Consider the following 21,580-nt stretch of genomic DNA (forward strand, 5'->3'; position numbering starts at 1 on the left):
TTATTGAATTCCGGTCTTATATCTGAGTATTGCCGCAATCCCCCCAAAAGCATTCATCAACTGTGCACCTTCTTCAAAATCAGTAGAAATAAATTCTATCTGCGTACTCATCTGGTCTGCCAGTGAGGATAGTTCATCCACCACATCCACGGAACCGGTGACCTTGACCGTTCCACCGCATTTTTTGCATGGGGCCAGTTCAGGTGATTCATCTCCAGGCTTTCGGGTCACGCTCTCCGCACCCACCTCATTGCACTGGTTACACCGGGTATCAATCCGCTCTCTTCGCAGTTCCTCGGATATGAGCAACACTTCCACTGACCCCACCTGGAGGTTTTTCCTGACCTCTTCCTCGCCATAGGCAGCCAGGCCATTATCACTTACGAGTTCCTTAAAAAAGCGCTCTATGTAATTCTTTTCCTTAACGACATCCAGGTTGCTCAGGGCATCAGAAGCACTATCCACCAGTTCGGTAAGACCGCTCTCATCGGTATATGAGATGTCGAACAGGCCCAGTATTTTTTTTTGCAGTTCATGGTGCAGGAATTCCCCGTCCAGGAACTCCTCCTTGGTAGGGGAAGGACCTCCTATGAGAATAGCTTCCAGGTTCTTGTGGTCAACAGTGAGGAATATCTTGCTTGCGGAATCCCCGATCCGTTTGTAAAAATCATGTATGGCGATGAGACGCAATTGCTGGAAACGATGGGCACTCTGACCGCCCTTGCGCTGCTTACCAGGTACGCTTGAGGTCATGTTGTCAAAGGCTTCAATATGTTTGCCTTTTAGCAGACCCACAGTGGCTTCGCGCCGGTCCAGTACCAGCAGGCCATAGGTCATCTTATCGGTCAGCATATCCTCGAGGGTCTCAAGGTAGAAGGCAGAATCACAATGGTATTTGTATGATATCAGGGGCTCGGGGGGTTCCACAGAATAACTTTGCAGGTCGGTCTTGTTACCTCCCACATCTACTGAACCGGTAAACAGTACGATTCCGTGAGGGGGTGCTCTTGGGATGTACCTCAATCGGGACATCAGGCTCTCCAATGCACTTTGTACATTGGTCCTGGTAAGCTTTGATTTTATGTTGGCAGCCTGACCGTGTTCGTCCCTGAGCTGGGCTACTACATCTGATATCTGTTTATCATGAGGGATGTACAGGGATATGAGTTCTGTTCCCCTGCCCTTCTTTGATCGTAACTCTTCAAGCCGGCGTTTGAATTCATACCGTTTATGAGCATCTGATTCATTCATGTGTATTAATATCTCCAGATAAAAACAGTTGTAAATACATGCCTCCGGCTATATATGTTTTTTTAGCAATTGTTAATCAAATATCTGTTTCATGTTACCCAGATGGTCTTGTATGGTTTTTTCTATCTTTGGGTCCCATTCGTTTGCAGTATCCCAGAAAAACCTGATGCGACTGTCTTTTTCTTTTAAATGATTGGGAGCCACTTTGTCCAGGCTTTCTCCCACAGTCTTTACATATTGTGCTCCAATCTCCCTTTTTGTATTGTAAAAAAGGTTTAAAAGATTCCTGCGAATTTCCATTTCATTTTTTTTTGAGTATTGCAGCCACAATTGTTCCACATCAAGGTCAACCGGATTATTTTCCCCTTTGTTCATAATTCCCAATATTAATGTTGCAGTACTATTAGATATATATTATGGTATATGTTTAGCTCGAGTGCTTCCTTACTGGTTACCTCGGGTTTTAGGGTAAGAACGGATTTGGGGGAACTTGAAATGTGGATTTTGTACATGAGGCTACTTGTTTACAGGAGGGTGCAGTTCTCATATCGAATGATAAACAATTTACCGGGCTTAATGATGCAGGAATTATCAACGTATGGACAATGACAAAGGTGATTGAAATATTTGGAAAAGATACTATCGCTCAAAAGATATTTACGCATTGTTATCTTAACATGTAGTGTTATTAAAATCGAATTTGATAATCGGATGAGTGGTTCATATTATCAATAGTACTTTAAAGGATGAGATTCTTGAAAAATGTGCTGTTTTCGACATCCCCTTACTGGGTGTGGCACCTGTGGAGCGGTGGAACACACCTCTATTCGAACCGTGGATACCCGAACCGTTCCATCCCCGGCATATTTTCCCTCAAGCTCGCTCTGTCATTGTCCTGGGTCTGCCTGTGAGCCTGCCCGTCATCGAGACCACACCCTCAATCTATTATCATGAACTCTACCGAACCATTAACAGTCTGCTGGACCAGTACGGGTACCGGTTGTCCAATTTCCTGAACCGGAAAGGGCATCCTTCGGTATTTGTTCCCAGGGACGGGTATGGGGATATTGATGTGCTGATCGACAACCCGAAGGCATTTTTCTCCCACAAACACGCGGCTTTCCTGGCTGGACTGGGCAGTTTCGGGGTGAACAATACGCTGCTGACAAAGGAATACGGACCCAGGGTGAGGTTCACGTCCATCTTTACCGCAGCCGAATTACCGCCTGACCCGTTGCTGGAGGAGAAGCTATGCATCCGGTGCATGGACTGCGTGCACAAGTGTCCTGTAGGTGCCATTGATGAGGGGGATTATCCCGACGGGCTTATCCGCAAAGACCTGTGCGCCAGGTACAGCAAGAAACTGCGCGACCGGTATATTTCACCGTGCGGGGTGTGCATCAAGGTGTGCCCGGTGGGGGAGGACAGGGTACTTTATGGGAGGGAGGATGTTTCGGTATATGGGGATGAGGGGGAAGGTTCTGGGCTGCGGGATGGGTGGGAGCATGTTCGGAGGTATGGGGGGAGAAAGTGACCTTGGAGAAGGTACATCCGGACTATCTTTGGCAACCTATTAATCTATTAAATTACCATTAAGAAGTGAGTGAACAACCATGCGATTTGATAGATTTACCATAAAGGCACAGGATGTATTTGCTGATGCACAGGACATCACGCAAAATAACAAACAGCAGCAGCTCGATGTGGAACATCTCCTGCTGGCGCTTATAAACCAGAAGGAAGGGCTTACCCTCCAGATACTTCAACGGTTGGGCGCCAATGTACCCGGAATAATCTCTCGCCTGGATGACGAAATTGGCAAGCTCCCAAAAGTAGCAGGTGCAGGCCAGCTTTATATGTCCCAGCGTGTCAATAATGTGGTTGATGCGGCCTTTGAAGAGATGAAAATGCTTAAGGATGAATACCTGAGCACCGAACATTTACTGCTGGCCATTGCTGACGAGAAAGGAGGGGTGTCGTCACGGATATTGAAAGAGAACGGTGCATCTAAGGATGATCTCTTCAATGCCCTCAGAGAAGTAAGAGGTTCATCCAGGGTTACGGACCAGACTCCGGAAGATAAATACCAGGCTCTGGAAAAATATGGCCGCGACCTCACTGAACAGGCAGCCCGCGGCAAGCTCGACCCTGTAATAGGGCGGGATAATGAGATACGCAGGGTAATACAGGTACTCTCGAGGCGGACAAAGAACAACCCTGTACTCATAGGCGAGCCCGGTGTCGGAAAAACCGCTATTGCAGAAGGACTGGCCCTGCGTATATTTGGCGGGGATGTGCCTGAGACCATCAAGGACAAGAAAGTCGTAGCGCTTGACATGGGTGCCCTTGTTGCAGGTACCAAGTTCAGGGGTGAGTTCGAGGAGCGCCTGAAGGCAGTTATCAAAGAGGTACAGGATTCAGAAGGCAAAGTAATTCTTTTTATCGATGAACTGCACACCCTGGTGGGGGCGGGAGCGTCCGAAGGGTCCATGGATGCATCAAATCTCCTGAAACCTGCACTGGCCAGGGGAGAACTGCGGGCCATTGGTGCTACTACCCTCAACGAGTACAGGAAGTACATCGAAAAGGATGCAGCACTTGAGCGCAGGTTCCAGCTTGTACTGGTTGATGAACCCACGGTGGATGAGACCATATCCATCCTGCGGGGGCTCATCGAGAAATATGAAGTGCATCACGGTGTCAGGATACAGGACTCTGCCCTTGTGGCGGCAGCCGTACTGTCCCACCGCTATATCACGGACCGGTTCTTGCCTGATAAAGCCATCGACCTTATCGATGAAGCTGCATCAAAGCTCAGGATAGAGATTGACAGCATGCCTGCGGAACTGGATGATGCCGAGCGCAAGATACGGCAGCTTGAGATCGAGCGCCAGGCAGTGAAGAAGGAAAAGGATGACTATTCAAAGGAACGCCTGGAGAAGATCGATAAGGAACTATCCGACCTGAAGGAGCAGAGCAGCCAGATGAAAGCCCACTGGCAGCTTGAAAAGGAAACCATCCAGACCATCAGGAAAATAAAAGGAGACATCGAGAAAACGCGGATGGATTCCGAGAAAGCAGAACATGAAGGCAACCTGGAGAGAGCGTCCGAACTCAGGTACGGCAAACTACCTGAACTGCAAAAGCGGCTTGAAAGTGAAAATTCTAAACTGATCGAGCTCCAGAAGGACCAGAAGATGCTCAAGGAAGAGGTGGATGAGGAGGACATAGCAGATGTGGTATCCAACTGGACCCATATCCCGGTGAGCAAGATGCTGGAAGGCGAGATGCAAAAACTGGTGCATATGGAAGAGCGCATCAGGCAGCGTTTGGTTGGACAGGAAGAGGCCGTTACCGCCGTGGCAAATGCAGTCCGAAGGGGCAGGGCCGGCATATCCGATACCAACCGGCCAACAGGTTCGTTCATGTTCCTGGGTCCCACTGGCGTAGGCAAGACAGAGCTGGGCCGGGCACTCGCAGAATTCCTGTTCGATGATGAGGGCGCCATGGTCAGGCTGGATATGAGCGAGTACATGGAAAAGCATACGGTGGCACGGCTCATCGGTGCGCCTCCCGGGTATATTGGGTATGAGGAAGGGGGGCAGCTTACTGAAGCTGTAAGGCGTCGGCCGTATTCGGTAATATTGCTGGATGAGATTGAAAAGGCTCATCCGGACGTGTTCAACCTGATGCTCCAGGTACTGGATGATGGCAGGCTCACGGATGGGCACGGGCGTACCGTGGATTTCAAGAACACGGTGATAATCATGACATCCAATATCGGTAGTCAATGGATAGTCGAACATGGCGATGATGAAGTCGAGATGCAGAAACGGGTGATGGAGGCAGTACGGGCTCAATTCAGGCCCGAGTTCCTGAACCGGCTTGATGATGTTATCATTTTCCACCAGTTAAAGCTGCCCGAGATTATGAAGATCGTGGATATCCAGGTTAACCAACTGAGTAAACGCTTGAAAGAGAGGAAAATTAACATTGTGCTGAGCGAAAAAGCCAGGGATTATGTTGCCCGGACAGGATTTGACCCAATGTTCGGTGCCCGGCCACTGAAACGTACTATCCAGCATAAGATACTGGACCCACTGGCAATGAAGATATTGAACAGGGAGTTCGGTGAAGGAGACTCCATTGAAGTGGATGTGGATAATGGTGAGATCGTGTTCAAGAAACAGGAAAATAATGGGGATTAGATACTGTGGATAACATCCACAGTATCTTTTAAACGGTTACTCGATCGTAAGTGATTTTTTCTTTTTGACCTCTGACTTGGGCATCTTTATTTCAAGTACTCCGTCCTTATATGATGCTTTGGCATTATCGGGGTCGATAGTTGAGGGGAGCGTAACGGCGCGGTAGTATTTTCCGCTGTGTCTCTCCCGATAGATGTAACCTTCTTCTTCCTTTTTCTCTTCTTTCTTTGTCTCTGCCGATATCTCAAGTCTGTCAGAGGTCAGGTTGATGCTGATATCCTCTTTCTCAAGACCTGGTATTTCGGCGGTCGCTATCAGTTCCTTATCGCTATCGATTATATCTATGAATGGCTGCTTCGCTTGAGCTGGCAACATATATTCTCTCTCGCCAGATGTCAATAACCTTCTGGAAGGTCTTCCCCATAAATCTTCATACATGCGGTTCATCATTTCTTCGAATCGTCTGAAATCATCTAATACCATAACATAACCTCCAATTGTAAGTATTTGTCAAATTAATATATAATCTTTTTTGTGTAGTGCATATTTCATCTCAAGCTGGGGGGAATCTTATTCAATCTGGTAATCCATTCCAACCTTTATGTACATTGATAGACCAGACCCAAACAATATCTAATTACAAAGGATAGTTTCTTAATGTAAAAACAAAAATAACATTATTAAGTACATAATTGATATAAGGAGATATATTAATGAGGTAAATCCGAAAATTCCACCCGGAATTTCACTGGATGAATGAAGAGTAGGGGGGAACAAGATGGTTAAGACGATTTACGTATCCGAACAAACACCTCATGGCGAACATTTGGTAGACATTTATTCCCGCCTGCTGGATCACAATCTAATATTCCTCACAGGCGAGATAGATGATGAAATGGCTGAAAATGTTATCGCTCAGCTTCTGTACCTGGAATCACTGGATACTAAAGACGACATCCGCATGCTAATAAACAGTCCGGGGGGCCTGGTGACAGCTGGTTTAGCTATCTATGATGCCATGCAGTGCATCTCATGTACTATTTCAACTATCTGCATTGGACAGGCCGCTTCTATGGCTGCGGTCTTACTGGCTGCAGGAACTGTCGGCAAAAGGCTGGCATTTCCTGATGCACGGATGATGATACATCAACCCCTGGGCGGTGCGGAAGGGCAGGCTTCGGACGTGGAGATAAGGGCAAAGGAAATAGGCAGGGTCAAGAGGCACCTTAACCAGATAATGGTCAATCATACAGGCCAGTCCATGGAGGTCATTGAAAGGGATACGGACCGGGACTTCTTCTTAAACGCAGAAGAATCGGTAAAATATGGATTGATAGACAGGATCATGAAGCCAGGAGAAGGACTGGTCAACTGGAAATAACGGGATTATTGTTGACACTATTGTTTTTGTGTGTAATTCCAGCCTTTCCCTCAGCCATCATTACCGTCTCTTACTCTTCCTGAACGCATTTTGCATTATTTCCTGACTGTACCCCGCTGGTATTGAACCGGTGTCTGCGTAGACATATAATGCAGTATTGAATACCGCGTTGGCCACATTGAATACAAGCATTACCAGTATTATATATAATACAATTATCCCTACCATACCTAACATTGCATACATCCCCAGGCTTTGTGCAGCAAAAAATAATAGGATACCGCCAAATATTCCCAGTATGAGTAAAATGGCCTGGATGAATCCTAATCCATAATACCTCACCAAACTCTCACCCCAGGTTTTCTTTAACGTTTCTACTGATTTCCTGATAGCATCTATAGGTTTAAGTTCATGATAAACCATAGCAGGAACCACAAATATCGTGATAATACTCCACATAAGTCCCAGTAACATTGTAAGGATGCCCAATATGAATTGACCTGCAGGGCCTGCTTTTTCTGCCATGCTATCAATAATTCTTAAGATCAATCCCACCGTTGCAGAGATAAGACTCCAATAGAAGATCAGACCTATCTTGGATAGAGCAAATTTCAGACTTTCCATGAACGTGGCATTTCCGCCCTCAAACCTTATTTTCACGGTATATACAACACAAACATTGAAAAAAGTGGCAATGAATGCCAACCCGAGATATGTCAAAAATAGAACCGCATATTGCACAATACCATACGCTTCAGGTCCTACACCTTCTTCTATAAAAGAAGTGATTATTGAAGGGACCAGCATCGCTACCAGGAATAAAATTGAAAATAGACTTGCGAAAAAGGGAAATAATAACAACTCTTTATCTTTTTTGATCACATCAAAACTCATTTTTGTAATTTCCCAGCTTCTTGATAGCACATCAAACATAATTATCACCAATTTTACAGATTTTATGGATAATCAAATATATATCGTAAATATATTATATATCGTAAAATTAAAATCAATATTATTTAAAGTTTTTCCAACAGAACTTGGGAGAACAATAATTTTCGCTGCCGACAGTCCAATGGGTCCATTACAATTCGTGTGACTTGTCAGCAGGCATCGGCAACCTATTCTGGAGTACAATATAAAACTCGCACAGACTATCCCCCTGACCAATCGTCTGCTTTGGCCGGATAGCAGCTTCACCTTTAAAAACATAATTAACCGCCCCCTTTAACAAACCATGGGTAAGATTACATAAATGTTTATTGAACTTCCCCTGCCGGTGCACGATCTGGCAGCTGCTGACCACATAGTGCATCACATTAGGGTCTATCAACTCAAGCATTGACTCCCTGCCAAGTTTCCTGTCAATGTTAGAAAACGCTTCCTTGAAAGATTCCATATCCCAGTCCAAGATATTGAACTGCCTGCCATATTCCTTTAATATCTGTTCCCCCATCCGAACCCCCAGTATTTCCACAGTAGAATAAATTTCGGTCTTATCCGTGATGCCATCAAGTAACATCAAAAACGTAAGCAACTCGTGATTAAATCCGCCTTTGGCCTTGAGCAGGTTATTCACCAGTTCTGTTATCCGGCCTTCTATCTCGGTTTTATGCTGCAGGATTATGATGCTCGAAACATGGATTGCTTCAAAGTGATAACCATTCAACTCTAAAATAGTAAGTATCGTACCGGTTATGTTCTCAATGGCTTCTGGAGCCGTATATGAATGGAATATCCGCAATATGTCCCTGTCCACCTCTATCTTGTCCACTATCCGTGATGTTTCAAAAATAGATCTTATCAATGGCAATAGTCGCTGGAGATTTATATTACTGCATGGAAGTCCGGTGTACACAGAAAAAATATTGCTGTTGACTTCCACTCTTGCTGATAACAGGCGTTCATAATCCTTCCGGTGTATGGTCACCATATGATAATTAGTATTTATATGAGCCGCAATAAGCGAATTCCAAAAATCAGTGGAGTGTGCAACCTCCTTTAAAGACCGGTCCATGAAACCAAGATATTTTACGCAGTCCTCATAAGCATGATCCTCAGAACTCCTGCTGGCAACATCAATATTGGTCAAAGAATAGGTATTGGAGATGCTTTCGATACCGATAAAATGTTTCACCAGATCTAAACAGATTATTTTTGAGATAAGTTCCCGCTGATTCTCGCTACCGCCTGATAGAGTGTATGTCGTCGGGGGCTTGAATATAACCTTAGTCTTCCATCCAAGCCTGATGCACAGGTCATTGACCTGCCCGGCAAGCCAGATATGATCCGTATCATCCCCCGGTTCAATAAGACTGGCCATCACCTCCTTGGCCGGTAGCACACCATGGCTGGTCTCAAGCAGCCACTGCCACAACAACTGGTCTACTAAAACCCGCTGGTTTTCTATCTTCTCAACAGACAACGAATCACGTATGGTATTCTCAAGGCTGCCGTGATTTTTTATCATCAGGTCTGTAAAGTCTATTATCTCCCTGATGCATGCACTGATATTACCCCCGTGTTTCTCAAGGAGGGGAGAGATGATATCAAGATGCTTTTTCTCCAGCGTGATATTTCTTCGTTCCATTCCCATGTAATAACTCCGAAGCATCAATTAAATAGATATCGATGCCATGATAATAAACATGAATGTTTACTATAGTATATTATGATGATACGTGCTATGAAATCAAAGGGATTAATATGAGTGAAATCAGTGTTAGTAGTGTGGCAATGTCAAACAGTACAAATGATCAGAACAATGCACCGGTAGAATCATCAGGACTGGTAGACCTGAGTTCAGACAATGCACCGGATTACCTGAGCGGAAACGTCCGGCGGGTAGAAGCTGAAAAAACCCGCCAGGAAAAGAAAAAGCAACAATTAGAAGAAGAAGATAGATTTTACAGTGACCTTATAAACAATATCCTGATACCGAAAGGGTTAGTTACCGAAAAAGAGAGAAATTTCATCCTGATAAAAGATAATACAGCCAGGTCAAAGCATTTCTGGGAAATATGGATCAAGCAATATGGGCTTTACACCAAACTTCATGAAAGTAAAATTCTGCGATCATATGAACAGAATGAATTCCATGAGCAACTTTCAATCTCGCTGAAAGGAAAAATGGGTTCGCTCCCTGATGACATTTTTAATACAGACTATTACCTGGAAAAGATAGCCCGATTCACAGCCGATTTCCAGACCGAATGGAAAACCCCGCACTTTTTTATGAGAAAGAACGCTGCCGGAGCCACCATCCTGGAAGAAGAAAGCAATACCCAGCGAAACCAGGACGCTGAACTCATCGTTCACCAGATATGGGACCTGATGGATGAACTTGTAACGGTCAGTGAAACCATAATTGATTACTATAATGCAGTCAAAAGTGAACTATCAGATAGGGCCACTACTCCGTTAGACACCGGTCAGATATACACACATATCTTTATCACTCCAAGAGTGGCCGTAGAGTTTGAACAAAAGAGATTCCAGTTCCTGAAAGACTATGCCAGGGTGTTGTTTGCGGTAAAAGGTAACTGGGAAAAGCGTCTGGACAGGACATACGACGGCTTTACCAGCTTAACTGATGTGGAAAATACTATCGACAACTTCCTGGAAAAAAGATTGGCTCTGGTTGAATCGATGTTCGACTGAAAGTCAGGCGCATTTTTAGGGTTTTGTCCGGGTTATTGCAGGTCATCGGGGATAAATAATCCGCATGCGTGTTCGTACGGGTCTATCCAGTAATGTATCTCGCACATGTCTTCAGCAGGATCGTACCTGAAGCATTCCAGACACCGGTAATCTTCTTTGTCACTCATGATTTATCACCTATGCAGGAATTATAATGATTGATACTTATAGTATATCAATTTTTCGAAATATCATTATTGCATCCTATCTTCCAGCCTTTAAAACGGTATGCGCCTATGATACCCGCATTCCAAACAAGTAGTAACGACCCTGGCGTCCTTCACCCTTACCCTGCAACTCGCGCCAGGGACCAGATAGGCACCGCATCCCTTGCATATCCTGCGTTTCAGGTGGGATGGCATCCTGACCCTGTGCCGCATGCCAATCCTGCGAGCCAGAAACACATATCGTCTACTGAGATCAGGGTCATCACCAAAAGACTCATCTGCCAGGTCGAACAGTCGTACCATTCTTTGGGCAGCCATATCCCTTATCCATACTTTCTTGTCTTTGCGCCGCATCTGACACTCAATTATATACAGACCTGATAAAAACTTGGGTGAATTGCCTTTTATGCAGGATTTTTAGAGTTTCCTGCAATACGACCATCCACGAGCCTGATGATACGGTCGGTCTTCTCAGCCATGCGCTCGTCATGGGTCACCAGTATGAAGGTCTGGTTGTGCTCGCGGTTGAGCTTTCGCAGGAGTTCATAGATGCTCTCGCTGGCTTTTGAATCAAGATTGCCTGTAGGCTCGTCACCAATAACGATACTGGGATTGTTCACCAGCGCCCGCGCAATTGCGACCCGCTGGTTCTGGCCCCCTGACAGCTGGTTAGGCCTGTGGTCCATCCTGTCACCAAGCCCTACTTCATGAAGCATCTTGCTGGCGACCTCCCGGGCCTTGGAAGATCTAACTCCACTGATCAACAACGGCATCATCGCATTCTCAAGAGCATTGAAATCGGGCAGAAGGTGATGATACTGGAATATGAAACCCAATTGCTTATTCCTGGTCATTGAGCGCTGTTTATCAGACATTTTCGTGACATCGACCCCGTCCAGCAGGATAGTGCCGCTGGTAGGTGTATCAAGAATACCGATCTGGTTGAGCAGGGTACTTTTACCTGAACCGGAAGGACCGACAATAGCCAGGAACTCACCCCTTTCAATATTGAGGTCCACGCCGTCAATGGCCTTTATCTCCACACCATCACCGAATATCTTGGTCAGGTTCTTTATCTGGATTATATACTTATCAGACACTGTAGATCGCCTCCACGGGATTCATTTTTGACGCACGCCTGGCAGGGAAGACACCGGCAATGATATTGATGACCATGGCAAAGATCCCGGCTGTGATAAAGTTCTTAAGTTCTATTTCTACGGGCAGGTGGTCCATCTCGAAATACATCTCGGGAGGTACCGGTATCGTGATGGATGCAATTGCCAGTGAAGCGACATATCCCAGTACACAACCGATTATAACCCCGGTCATACCCAAAATCCCTGCCTCCAGTAAAAATATCAGCATTATGCTCCGCCGGGTAGTGCCCATTGCCATTAACATGCCAATCTCACCAACCTTTTCCATGACTATCATTATCAGGATATTGGCGATACCAAAACCCGATATGCTAAAGATGACAATGTAAAAGAAATAAATCATGCCTTCCGAGGTCGCCAGCAGGTCAAGTATTTCTTTATTCTGTTCGATCCAGCTTACGGCGTCATAGCCGGTCTCCCGGTCGATCCCATTCGCCATCTCTTCGGCAGCATAAGCATCATACATCCTTATCCCCATCCCGGTTACCACATCACCTGACCCATAAAAATCCTGCAGACGTTTAAGATTTACAAATGCCATGGTTTCATCAGCTGGCGTTCCGGTCTGGAATATGCCGGTAATGGTAAAATCTGTCGGCCCTGCCCCGGGAATCTGGGCAGTGACAGTATCACCCATCTCCACATCAAGGTTCTGTGCCAGTTTAAAACCAAGGACAATGCGGCTGCCAGGATTTGCAATGGATGCGAACTCCCCCGCAAACATATCCTTTTCCCTGTTAACGACCCGGTTCTCGGCTTCAGGATTGATACCATACAGCAATACTCCTTCTGCGTTGTGCTTGTACTGCAGGGCAGCTTCACCCTGGAAATATGACGAAACTGCCTCTACACCTTCCTGATCATTGATATGGTTCTCAAGTCCGTGGTACAGGTGTATGTAATCCTCGTTCTCCTTGGGATGTACAGTGATATGTGCCTGGTTCTCAATTGTCGAATCTATCCAGATGCTCTTGTAACCGCTCATCATTGACATGCTAACTATAATTATTCCAACTGCCAGTGCTACTGCAATGATGGAAAATAACGTCTGCCTGCGGCGTGACCTGATATGTCTTGAGGCAACACTCAACTCAAACATGCCAATCCCCCTCACTCACGGCCGATCGCCTCCACTGGCTTAAGTTTTGAAGCACGGCTGGCAGGGTATATCCCGGCGATGAGATTGAGCAGGAATGTGAACAACACAATAATGACCGCATCCTGTATCCGCACAACATACGGAATTGATGAGATGCCAGCCATAACTTCAAACCCATAGTCATATGACCCCATATAGAGGGAAAACGCCGCACCCAGGACCACGCCAATTACAGCGCCCAGCAGTCCCAGGATACCGCTTTCCAATATAAATATCATCATAATGCTTCTTCTGTTCACTCCCATTGCCATCAGCATGCCTATCTCTTTAGTCTTCTCCATGACTGCCATAAAGAGAGTACTGACAATCCCGAAGGATGCAATAATTATAATTAAAACCATCATTATGTTATTGCTCGTCCCTTCCAGTTTCAGTGTCTGTATTATCTCAGGATTTGTCTCTTTCCAACCTGAAGCAGGATACCCGAAAGTATCTATCTTATCTGATATGGCCTCCGCACGCTCCCGGTCATCCACACGGACTAAAATGCTGTTCACTACATTGGACACATCAAGAAAGTCCTGGGCTGTGGACATTGAAGTAAATCCCAGTGTTTCATCCATTGGTGTACCGCTGTCATAGATGCCTACCACTTTCAGGGCTGCAGGGTTGGCTTCAGGAAAGGATGCATCGATTGTATCGCCTATTTCCACATCCAGTTTTTTAGCAAGGTCATCACCAACCACAACAGTGTTGGGCGAAACATCCAGGTCCCTGAAACTACCCTCGATAATGTCATCATTGATAAAAAGCACGGAATCGTGAGCTTCAGCCTGGATACCCTGTATGACCACATTCTTGTTCTTGCCTTTGTTTTCAAAGGTTGCCGGCCCGGTAAGCACCGGTGATACGGCCACCACTCCATCGATACTATCAATGTCTTCGACAAGTTTACGGTACAGATGGATGTAGTCTTCACCATCCTTCGGTTCAACGGTCACATGGGCCATCCGGTCCACAGTCTTTTCATACATCTCATTGGTAAAACCCACCATAAGCGCCTGGGTCCACATGAGCATAAAAACTGCCATCCCGACCGCAAGTATAGAAAAGATGGTCTGCCTGCGGCGCGAGGTCAGATGCCTGATGGCTATGAACAGTTCATACACCCGGTATCACCTGTTGCGGCGGTCAGTCCACCTGGATAAGAGAACCAATGCTACGAATGTGGATATTGCCGGATATATACCAAACCCGGACGTCTGTGTAGGTGTGGGTACAGGTGTTGCATCAGCAGAATTATTATAATCTGACTCGATGACAGTATCCCACCGGTCCAGTACATTGCCATCGTTCCCCATCACTTTTACGGACAACCCGTATATACCCGCTGCAAGTTTGCGGCTCCATATAACCTCGATGGTCTCATCATCGCCAGTGGTCAATAGGGGAGATTTTTCCCTTACTTCTTCAACGACCGCGTCGTCCTTTGTGACGGTAAACACAATATGTCCATTAAATGGTACCTGCGAATTGCCAAGCACTGTTGCGCTTGCCCCGGTTTCATCCCGATACAGTTCGGTAATACGTGCATCATCAGTGGCCGTGAAATGCTGAGACTGGGCAATCACTGCTTCCCTCGGTGATGATATCCTGGCCTTTACCCGGGTTGAATAATTATGGTTATTTTCGAGCAGTACGTTCCAGTCCTTTGTGAGGGGTGTGGCCTGGACTACCGTTATCCGGTTATCCATTGTGCGATAAATAACGGTATCGCCGTCCACAAGCATGAATTCTACGTCAGCAAGTACAGGTTTTGGACCGGTCAGTGTAGAATATGGTGCCAGAATGACGCTGATCCCGCTGGAATCAGGCACGATGTCAGTGATAGAAATTCCGGGAAGAGCCTGCCAACCGTATGAGAAATTGAAGTATTGTGTCTCAAGCAGGGAACCATCTATAGACAGGGTCATCCTGGTTCGGTAGAAGCCTTCTTTTGGGTTTGCTATGTCCCATGAAATTACTTTGGTAATATCGGAGTCAGCTTCAACGCTTGGTATGGAGAATTGCCTGGTGGCGATCACTTTTTTATCAAAGATCAGTTCTGCATCGATGGTGATATCCGTATACTGCCCCCCTGAATGAAGAGTGATGTCAGCCGAATCTATATCAGAATATACATCAATGATAGCAATATCTTCAGCCATAGTTGGCGGGAGAAAGATACATGCAAGGATTATCAAAGACAATAATATGAATGGTTTATAGGTACTCAATTAATTATCCCCCGTAAAGTAATGAATGGGCTGGAATATTTCAATAATTATATTTAAGGTCAAACTATTTAGGTGATACGGATTACAGGCAATTTTACCTAGAATCAATACTTATCCAATTGAAAAATGATGGTACCATGAGAATCGCAGTTGTAGCAATCCAGGGAAATGTTGAAGAACATATATCAGCAGCAAAAGGAGCCCTGAAAGAGATGAGAGTGCCGGGGGAAGTGCTCCCGGTGCGGCACAGTGGTACCATTCCCACCTGTGACGCCATCATCATTCCCGGAGGTGAAAGCACTACACTGGGCCGGCTCATGGCCCGCGAGGGCATCGATAGAGAGATTAAAGAAGCTGCCGCTGCAGGTAAACCCATAATGGGCACGTGTGCCGGCCTGGTCCTGCTGGCAAAGGACGGCGGTGACCAGGCCAGGCGTACCGGGCAGCATCTTCTGGGAATAATGGACATGAGCGTGGACCGTAACGCTTTCGGAGGTCAGCGGGAATCTTTCGAAGTCCCGCTGGAGGTATCAATACTGGAAACGCCATACAATGCAATATTCATCCGTGCTCCGGTAATTACCAATGTTAAATCCGGTGTCGAAGTACTGGCCACTTTTGATGACTATATTGTCGCAGCAAAACAGGGTAACGTTATTGCCCTTGCATTTCATCCGGAGCTGACCGGGGATTTCAGGATACACCGGTACTTTTTCGGACTCGGGAAATAAAACGTCGGGTCCAATCCCAAAATCACGATAACGAATAAAAAATTGTCTATGAATAAATGTAAAGAAGCAAACACAATCTAAAGGGTGGGAGTATAGAGTGAAAAAAAATTTTCGAGTGCCTGCTTCTTTTAGTTCGTTCGAGAACGAACGTAGACACAATGTGGCATTTCGTATTTAAATGTTGTCATAGTAAATAAATTTTCGATGAGTTAACGCAGTTAACCCGTTCATTTCATCAAATGTAATCCATGTATATTTGATAATATGGAGCCCATGTCCCCTGTTTTTGTACAAGAGTTGTTATACAGGGGCTTTATGGGGTGGGAGTGGGGAGTATAGTGTTAAAAAAGACCCCTGTATAACTTCAACTCTTGGTTCGTCTGAGGACGAACAATAATTATATATTCTCACATACTATTTATATATTGTCAGTGAAAATAAAATTCCCATGAGTTCACAGCGTAAATATAATATTGAAAACCAGTATTATGGAGTATGATAACCCCGCCCTTTCTGGTTGAGATTCAGTTGTTCGATACGTTCAAGAGTGTCTGCTTCATCGGCACTCTTATCATCCCGCACCCTGACCAGCCTTGGGAACCGCAGTGCAAATCCGGAATCATAGGTTGGGCTCTTCTGGATCTCTTCGAATGCCACTTCAAATACTACCTGTGGCACAAATTCAAGTTCCTTACCACTCTCAACCACAATTAGTTCCTTGAACCGGGACGTGAGTTCGTCCAGCATTTCATCGGTGATACCGGTCCCCACCCTCCCTATAGACAGAAATTCACCGGTATCGGATTCAATGCATGCCAGATGGTACGAACCGATGAAATTAGCACGCCGGCCCTCGCCCCATTCACCGCCCACAACGGCCAGGTCCAGGGTCTCCATCAGGGGTTTGACCTTTAACCAGTGTTTACCTCGTTTGCCAGGTGAATAAAGAGATTCCGGATTTTTCAGCATCACCCCTTCATGACCTGCATCCAGTGCCTGTTTGTATATGCCTTCAATTGTATTGATATCTGATGTTACAATCTGTTCTGCCACCGACATGGTACCAGATGAAATCACACACTCAACCAGCCGCTTCCGCCTCTGTACCAATGTCCTGTCGAACAAGCTCTCTCCATTAAGGTATACGACATCAAAGAGGAATAACTGGAGAGGTATCTCACCCTTCATGTTGTCCACATCATATTTCCGCCTGAATCGTTTGAGTATCTGCTGGAAAGCCCCCGGTTTTCCATCCTGGCCCAGCACTACGGCTTCCCCATCAAGCACGGCACTCCTGGCATTTACCCCTGTCCTGACCATATCCACGATATCAGGCAGCGAGGCGGTAACATCTTCCAGGCGCCGCGAAAAAAGAGACACATTGTCCCCGTTCTTGTGTATCTGGACCCTGGCTCCATCGAATTTCCATTCCACTGCCACCGTGCCCATTTCACCGGCTACGGCCGTAATTCCCTGGGATACCTGTGCGAGCATCATTTTTATGGGACGACCCAGCTTGATATCCAGTCCTGTCACTCCATCCGTACCTGAGAGTTTTGCTTCCCTGGCGACAAGGCCGAGGTCATTGGTCATCATATACGCCCGTTCAACAGCCTCCTTTAGCACATTGAAAGCCACAGCGATGGCATCCCTGACAATTCCCTCACCCACCCCTATCCTCAGTTCCTCTATGGCGAGCCTGGCCAGGTAGATGGCTTCAGAGGATGTGACCACACTGAACAGGAACTGCAAATGCCTGACCCTGGCGGCCTGGGAACCCTTACCCGATGAATTTGCGATATCAGTAAGCCTGCTATAGACATCCTGTACTGAGAGGCCGGGCTTATCCTGATTGAAGGCTGCAAAGGTAGACTGTGCCTTCTTTGCTGCTGTCAGTGCATCCCTGGCTGCCAGTCCGACATCCCCGGTCTCACGGACCAGGTTGATGACTTCTTTCACCGGCAGGCCCGAAGCTTTTGAAACAGCAGTGTACAGGAGGCTGGGACCGATGCCCATCTGAAGGGGACTCCAGACCGGAAATACCAGGCCCATTATGAACCTGGCTACGATCTCAAGTTCATCATCGTCAACCTTCTGGAAAAATTCAGCCACCATCTGTGTCATATCCAGTGAACTGGACGTGTCCTCGATACGCTGGCAAATAGTTGCAAAATCCTGGAAACTGGTCATCCAGTCTTTAACGGGAATATGAAGTAAAAACAGTTTCTATATGTTTGCATAAGGTTTTAGGGTCTGGGGTCCATAATAACAGCTTCATGAAAGAGGAAATGACCAGTGTGGATGTGGCTGCCATTGTGTCCGAGTTCAATACAGGTGAACTCAGCCTGGTGGATGCCAAGATCGGGAAGATCTACCAGACCAATTATGATGAAATGCGGATGACCTTGAACATTTACGGACAGGGCAGGCATAACCTGGTGATACAGGCGGGTAAGAGGGTACACCTCACCCAGCATCCACGTGCTGCACCTCAACTGCCACAGGGATTTCCCATGCTGCTTCGCAAGCATGTCATGGCAGGCAGGATAAAGAAAATTTCACAACATGACTTTGACCGCATCATAGAATTTGAAATAATTCGTGCAGACGTCACTACAAAGCTTATTGCCGAGTTGTTCGCAAGGGGCAATATCATCCTGACCGATGACGAAGGGCGTATCATTCAGCCCATGAAACCGGTAAGTTTCAAGGACAGGACGTTGCGCAGGGGCGAGATATATGAACTGCCACCGGCACAGCTCAGACCGCTTGATATGACCTCTGAAAAACTTGCCGATATATTTTCGGAATCTGATAGTGATATCGTCAGGACACTGGCCACAAGGCTGAATATGGGCGGCCTGCTGGCAGAGGAAGTGTGCCTGCGGGCCGGTATTGACAAGCATGTTGTGGCAGGGGAGGTGTCTGACTTTGATAGGGTATTGGAGGCATTGAAATCAGTTTTTCGTCCGATCGAGGATGGGAAACTTGAGCCGCATATCGTGGTAAAGGATGGTAAGAACGTAGATGTGGTGGCGTTCGGGCTTGAACGATACAGCGGGTTCGAGACCCTGAAGTTTAATAGTTTTAACATGGCGCTGGATGAATATTTCAGCGCAGGAATAGAGGTCGTAACCCCTGCACAGGTAAAAGAGGTGAAAAAGGAGAGTGTGCTTGATAGGCGACTTTTGCAGCAGCAGCAGGCGATCGAGAAGTTCGCCAAACAGGCGGATCAGTTGAAGCAGACCGGGGATCTGATTTATGCCCATTACCAGACCATTGAAGAGACGGTAAAGGCCATCAGTGAGGCCAGGGAACGGCTGGGCTGGGATGAGATACAGGCCCGCCTGAAGGGTGCAGATACACCGCAGGCTAAACTCATCAGGTCCATAGACCCGAGTAAAGGAACGCTGACGCTGGAACTGGATGGGCAAAAAGTACTGGTCGACATTAAATTGACCATACCCCAGAATGCCCAGCTGTTTTACGATAAGGCAAAGAAGATATCGGGCAAGAGGTTAGGGGCCGAGCGGGCCATTCTCCAGACCGAGAAGTTGATGGCCAGGAAGGCTGAACCGGATAAGCAAAGGAAAGGCGGTAAGATAAAGGTGAAGCCCCGCTGGTATGACAGGTTCAGGTGGTTCGAGTCGTCTGATGGCTTTTTAGTGGTGGGCGGCAGGGATGCCGGCACCAATGAGGATGTGGTAAAGAAGTACATGGAGAAGCGGGATATCTTCTTCCATACCGAAGCTCCGGGCTCGCCTGCTGTTGTCATCAAGACCGAAGGCAGGGAAGTGCCGAAAACGACGCTTGAAGAGGCTGCCAGGTTCGTGGTCTCCAATTCAAGTGTATGGAAGTCGGGGCGAGTGGATGGTGACTGCTACTGGGTGACATCAGAACAGGTGTCCAAGACCCCGGAGTCGGGCGAGTACGTGCCCCGGGGTTCGTTCATTATCAGGGGCAAGCGCAATTATATGAGTGCTATCGTGGGGGCTGCGATTGGCATACGGATCGAAGGCGGGATTAAGTTCTTTGGCGGGCCGCCTGAAGCGGTGAGAGGGCGGGCGCAGTATATAGTCGAAGTCGAGCCCGGGGAGTTCAGCCAGAATGATATTGCCAAGAAGGTCTACAAGATGCTGGTGGATATGATCGGGGACCGGGCGCTGGTGAAGTCTATCGCTTCGGCTGATAAGATTGCTATGATGCTGCCGCCGGGGGAGTCAAGGGTAGTGAAGAAGGGGTGAGTTCATGGATTCTACTCATGAGATTATGTCAGACCCGGAACTTTTGCAGCAGATTAAAGAGAGCAGGAAAGATTTCAAGGCCGGAAGATACAAAGAAATTCGTGAACTAATTGAAAAATAGAAACAGCACTTATTTCATTTAATGGATGCTGGAAAAAACATTAAACCGAAGAAATCAAAGTACGGTGCTCCTGGCACAAAATCCAGGAGTGTCCAGGATTTCATGACCTGATGTTTTTAAGTGTCTTGATTTTGAAAATCGTGTTTTTACCTCTAAGGGCTATGCGACGAATATTTTTAATTGTAATTCATCCACTCCGTTCTCTCTTAAAGTATAAATTGTGCAAATGATTCGGAACACGGATGACACGGATTAAACGGATGTACACGGATACGATTGATTAGTTTTTCATGTTCAATCAAAAAGGAGAATATACAATGCTTCACGCCGAGTCAACGACCTCGGACCGGAGGTCCGAAAGGCATCAGGAGGATGCTCGAAGGATGTCTATGAGATTTTTATTTTTTATTATATAGCCTTTTTAATAGATTAATGAGACTATCTAGGTCTTGATAATTATAGAAATGTGCAGGAAGCTTAACATATTTGCTTGTATCTCTATAGTTTAAAGGAATTCTTAAAGTAATTCTATCTTCTCGTTTGTTTTCAAAGTTTGGTATTTTAAATTCATTAAACGGAATCTCGACAAATCTTGGTGTATCAAGAGCAAACATTATGAAAATTGTAACATTTTTTCCAGCATTAGATAAAATCAAAAATTTTTCTAATTGCAGCTTAGTGAAATAAATTCTAGGTTCATCAATATTTGGCCCGTATTTACTTTTTATTTCACTGATAATAATTTCATTATTTTCCCATCTAATCAAATCAATATTATACAAATTATTTTTTTCAACTTGTTTATCAATATTATTTAAAATAACGTCATATTTTTCATCATAATTTTCACGACTGAATTTATATGAATATACAATAATACCGCTCTCGAAAAAAGTTCTGGCCAATAGGTTTTCCATAAAAAAACCAAATGGTTGCCGTAATTGTTGTTTAGGAGTTTGGTTCATTTTTATTCACCTCTTCAAGCCTCCAGTTTGTTCAGTTTTTGGGAGGTATTATATAGATTATTTTGTTGGGAAATATATTTTACCAGAGTGGAGTGAAAGTAATATATCAGTCCTTGAATTTTAAAAAAACGAGCATAATCCACCATCTTGCAGTCACTATACCTCGGACTTAAGTACCGTAGGCCTGTAATAGCTCTCTTCATTACAGTTTTTCATCTTATCCGGCATTTTCTCTCCCATATATTTTCCATCCATTTCTTCAGTCAACTGGCTATAAT

At 45.8% G+C, this 21,580-nt stretch carries 18 protein-coding genes; 6 read left to right on the forward strand and 12 right to left on the reverse strand.

Annotation, left to right across the window (positions count from 1 at the left end; genetic code table 11):
- Positions 1 to 1,251, reverse strand: a complete 1,251-nt coding sequence (gene prf1, locus K0A89_09115) for a peptide chain release factor aRF-1 (GenBank protein MBW6518643.1) — start codon at positions 1,249 to 1,251, stop codon at positions 1 to 3.
- A 72-nt stretch (positions 1,252 to 1,323) separates the two neighbouring features.
- Positions 1,324 to 1,626, reverse strand: a complete 303-nt coding sequence (locus K0A89_09120; GenBank protein MBW6518644.1) for a hypothetical protein — start codon at positions 1,624 to 1,626, stop codon at positions 1,324 to 1,326.
- Positions 1,627 to 1,978: 352 nt separating this feature from the next.
- Between K0A89_09120 and K0A89_09125 the strand changes: the two genes are divergently transcribed.
- Positions 1,979 to 2,785 (forward strand): 4Fe-4S binding protein, encoded by an 807-nt coding sequence (locus K0A89_09125; protein MBW6518645.1) that lies wholly within the window; start codon positions 1,979 to 1,981, stop codon positions 2,783 to 2,785.
- Between the two features lie 79 nt (positions 2,786 to 2,864).
- Positions 2,865 to 5,459 (forward strand): ATP-dependent chaperone ClpB, encoded by a 2,595-nt coding sequence (clpB, locus tag K0A89_09130; protein MBW6518646.1) that lies wholly within the window; start codon positions 2,865 to 2,867, stop codon positions 5,457 to 5,459.
- A gap of 36 nt (positions 5,460 to 5,495) precedes the next feature.
- Here the strand turns inward: clpB and K0A89_09135 are convergent, their stop codons facing one another.
- Positions 5,496 to 5,942: an Hsp20/alpha crystallin family protein gene (locus tag K0A89_09135; protein MBW6518647.1), complete on the reverse strand. Its 447-nt coding sequence runs from the start codon at positions 5,940 to 5,942 to the stop codon at positions 5,496 to 5,498.
- Positions 5,943 to 6,237: 295 nt separating this feature from the next.
- On the opposite strand from K0A89_09135, the gene K0A89_09140 reads away from it, so the two are divergent.
- On the forward strand, positions 6,238 to 6,840 hold the full coding sequence (locus K0A89_09140; protein MBW6518648.1) for an ATP-dependent Clp protease proteolytic subunit: 603 nt from the start codon (positions 6,238 to 6,240) through the stop codon (positions 6,838 to 6,840).
- 60 nt (positions 6,841 to 6,900) lie between these two features.
- Here the strand turns inward: K0A89_09140 and K0A89_09145 are convergent, their stop codons facing one another.
- Both K0A89_09145 and K0A89_09150 read right to left on the reverse strand, forming a co-directional pair.
- The gene (locus K0A89_09145; GenBank protein ID MBW6518649.1) at positions 6,901 to 7,773 is read right to left on the reverse strand and encodes a hypothetical protein; all 873 of its coding nucleotides are present in this window, start codon (positions 7,771 to 7,773) and stop codon (positions 6,901 to 6,903) included.
- Positions 7,774 to 7,924: 151 nt separating this feature from the next.
- The gene (locus K0A89_09150; GenBank protein ID MBW6518650.1) at positions 7,925 to 9,436 is read right to left on the reverse strand and encodes a hypothetical protein; all 1,512 of its coding nucleotides are present in this window, start codon (positions 9,434 to 9,436) and stop codon (positions 7,925 to 7,927) included.
- 110 nt (positions 9,437 to 9,546) lie between these two features.
- Here K0A89_09150 and K0A89_09155 point away from each other — a divergent pair, with 110 nt between their 5' ends.
- Entirely contained in the window at positions 9,547 to 10,500 is a 954-nt protein-coding gene (locus K0A89_09155) for a hypothetical protein (protein ID MBW6518651.1), read from the forward strand.
- A 257-nt stretch (positions 10,501 to 10,757) separates the two neighbouring features.
- Here the strand turns inward: K0A89_09155 and K0A89_09160 are convergent, their stop codons facing one another.
- From K0A89_09160 to K0A89_09180, 5 genes are all read right to left on the reverse strand, one after another.
- Complete coding sequence (locus K0A89_09160) at positions 10,758 to 11,060, reverse strand: ribonuclease P (GenBank protein ID MBW6518652.1); 303 nt, start codon at positions 11,058 to 11,060, stop codon at positions 10,758 to 10,760.
- 50 nt (positions 11,061 to 11,110) lie between these two features.
- Positions 11,111 to 11,806, reverse strand: a complete 696-nt coding sequence (locus K0A89_09165; GenBank protein ID MBW6518653.1) for an ABC transporter ATP-binding protein — start codon at positions 11,804 to 11,806, stop codon at positions 11,111 to 11,113.
- On the reverse strand, positions 11,799 to 12,965 hold the full coding sequence (locus tag K0A89_09170; protein MBW6518654.1) for an ABC transporter permease: 1,167 nt from the start codon (positions 12,963 to 12,965) through the stop codon (positions 11,799 to 11,801). The genes K0A89_09165 and K0A89_09170 overlap by 8 nt, the downstream gene beginning before the upstream one ends.
- Before the next feature lie 11 nt (positions 12,966 to 12,976).
- Complete coding sequence (locus K0A89_09175) at positions 12,977 to 14,056, reverse strand: ABC transporter permease (GenBank protein ID MBW6518655.1); 1,080 nt, start codon at positions 14,054 to 14,056, stop codon at positions 12,977 to 12,979.
- A gap of 84 nt (positions 14,057 to 14,140) precedes the next feature.
- Complete coding sequence (locus K0A89_09180) at positions 14,141 to 15,241, reverse strand: hypothetical protein (protein MBW6518656.1); 1,101 nt, start codon at positions 15,239 to 15,241, stop codon at positions 14,141 to 14,143.
- Between the two features lie 137 nt (positions 15,242 to 15,378).
- Here K0A89_09180 and pdxT point away from each other — a divergent pair, with 137 nt between their 5' ends.
- The gene (pdxT, locus tag K0A89_09185) at positions 15,379 to 15,972 is read left to right on the forward strand and encodes a pyridoxal 5'-phosphate synthase glutaminase subunit PdxT (GenBank protein MBW6518657.1); all 594 of its coding nucleotides are present in this window, start codon (positions 15,379 to 15,381) and stop codon (positions 15,970 to 15,972) included.
- Positions 15,973 to 16,458: 486 nt separating this feature from the next.
- Here pdxT and K0A89_09190 read toward each other — a convergent pair whose 3' ends face one another.
- On the reverse strand, positions 16,459 to 18,162 hold the full coding sequence (locus K0A89_09190) for an ATP-dependent DNA ligase (protein MBW6518658.1): 1,704 nt from the start codon (positions 18,160 to 18,162) through the stop codon (positions 16,459 to 16,461).
- A gap of 86 nt (positions 18,163 to 18,248) precedes the next feature.
- Between K0A89_09190 and K0A89_09195 the strand changes: the two genes are divergently transcribed.
- The gene (locus K0A89_09195) at positions 18,249 to 20,216 is read left to right on the forward strand and encodes an NFACT family protein (protein ID MBW6518659.1); all 1,968 of its coding nucleotides are present in this window, start codon (positions 18,249 to 18,251) and stop codon (positions 20,214 to 20,216) included.
- Between the two features lie 519 nt (positions 20,217 to 20,735).
- On the opposite strand, the gene K0A89_09200 is transcribed toward K0A89_09195, so the two are convergent.
- Positions 20,736 to 21,302, reverse strand: coding sequence for a hypothetical protein (locus tag K0A89_09200; protein ID MBW6518660.1), 567 nt, complete (start codon positions 21,300 to 21,302; stop codon positions 20,736 to 20,738).
- Positions 21,303 to 21,580 lie beyond the last annotated feature (278 nt).

This window comes from ANME-2 cluster archaeon, from assembly GCA_019429385.1.
In the GTDB taxonomy this organism is placed as follows: Archaea; Halobacteriota; Methanosarcinia; order Methanosarcinales; family Methanocomedenaceae; genus Methanocomedens_B.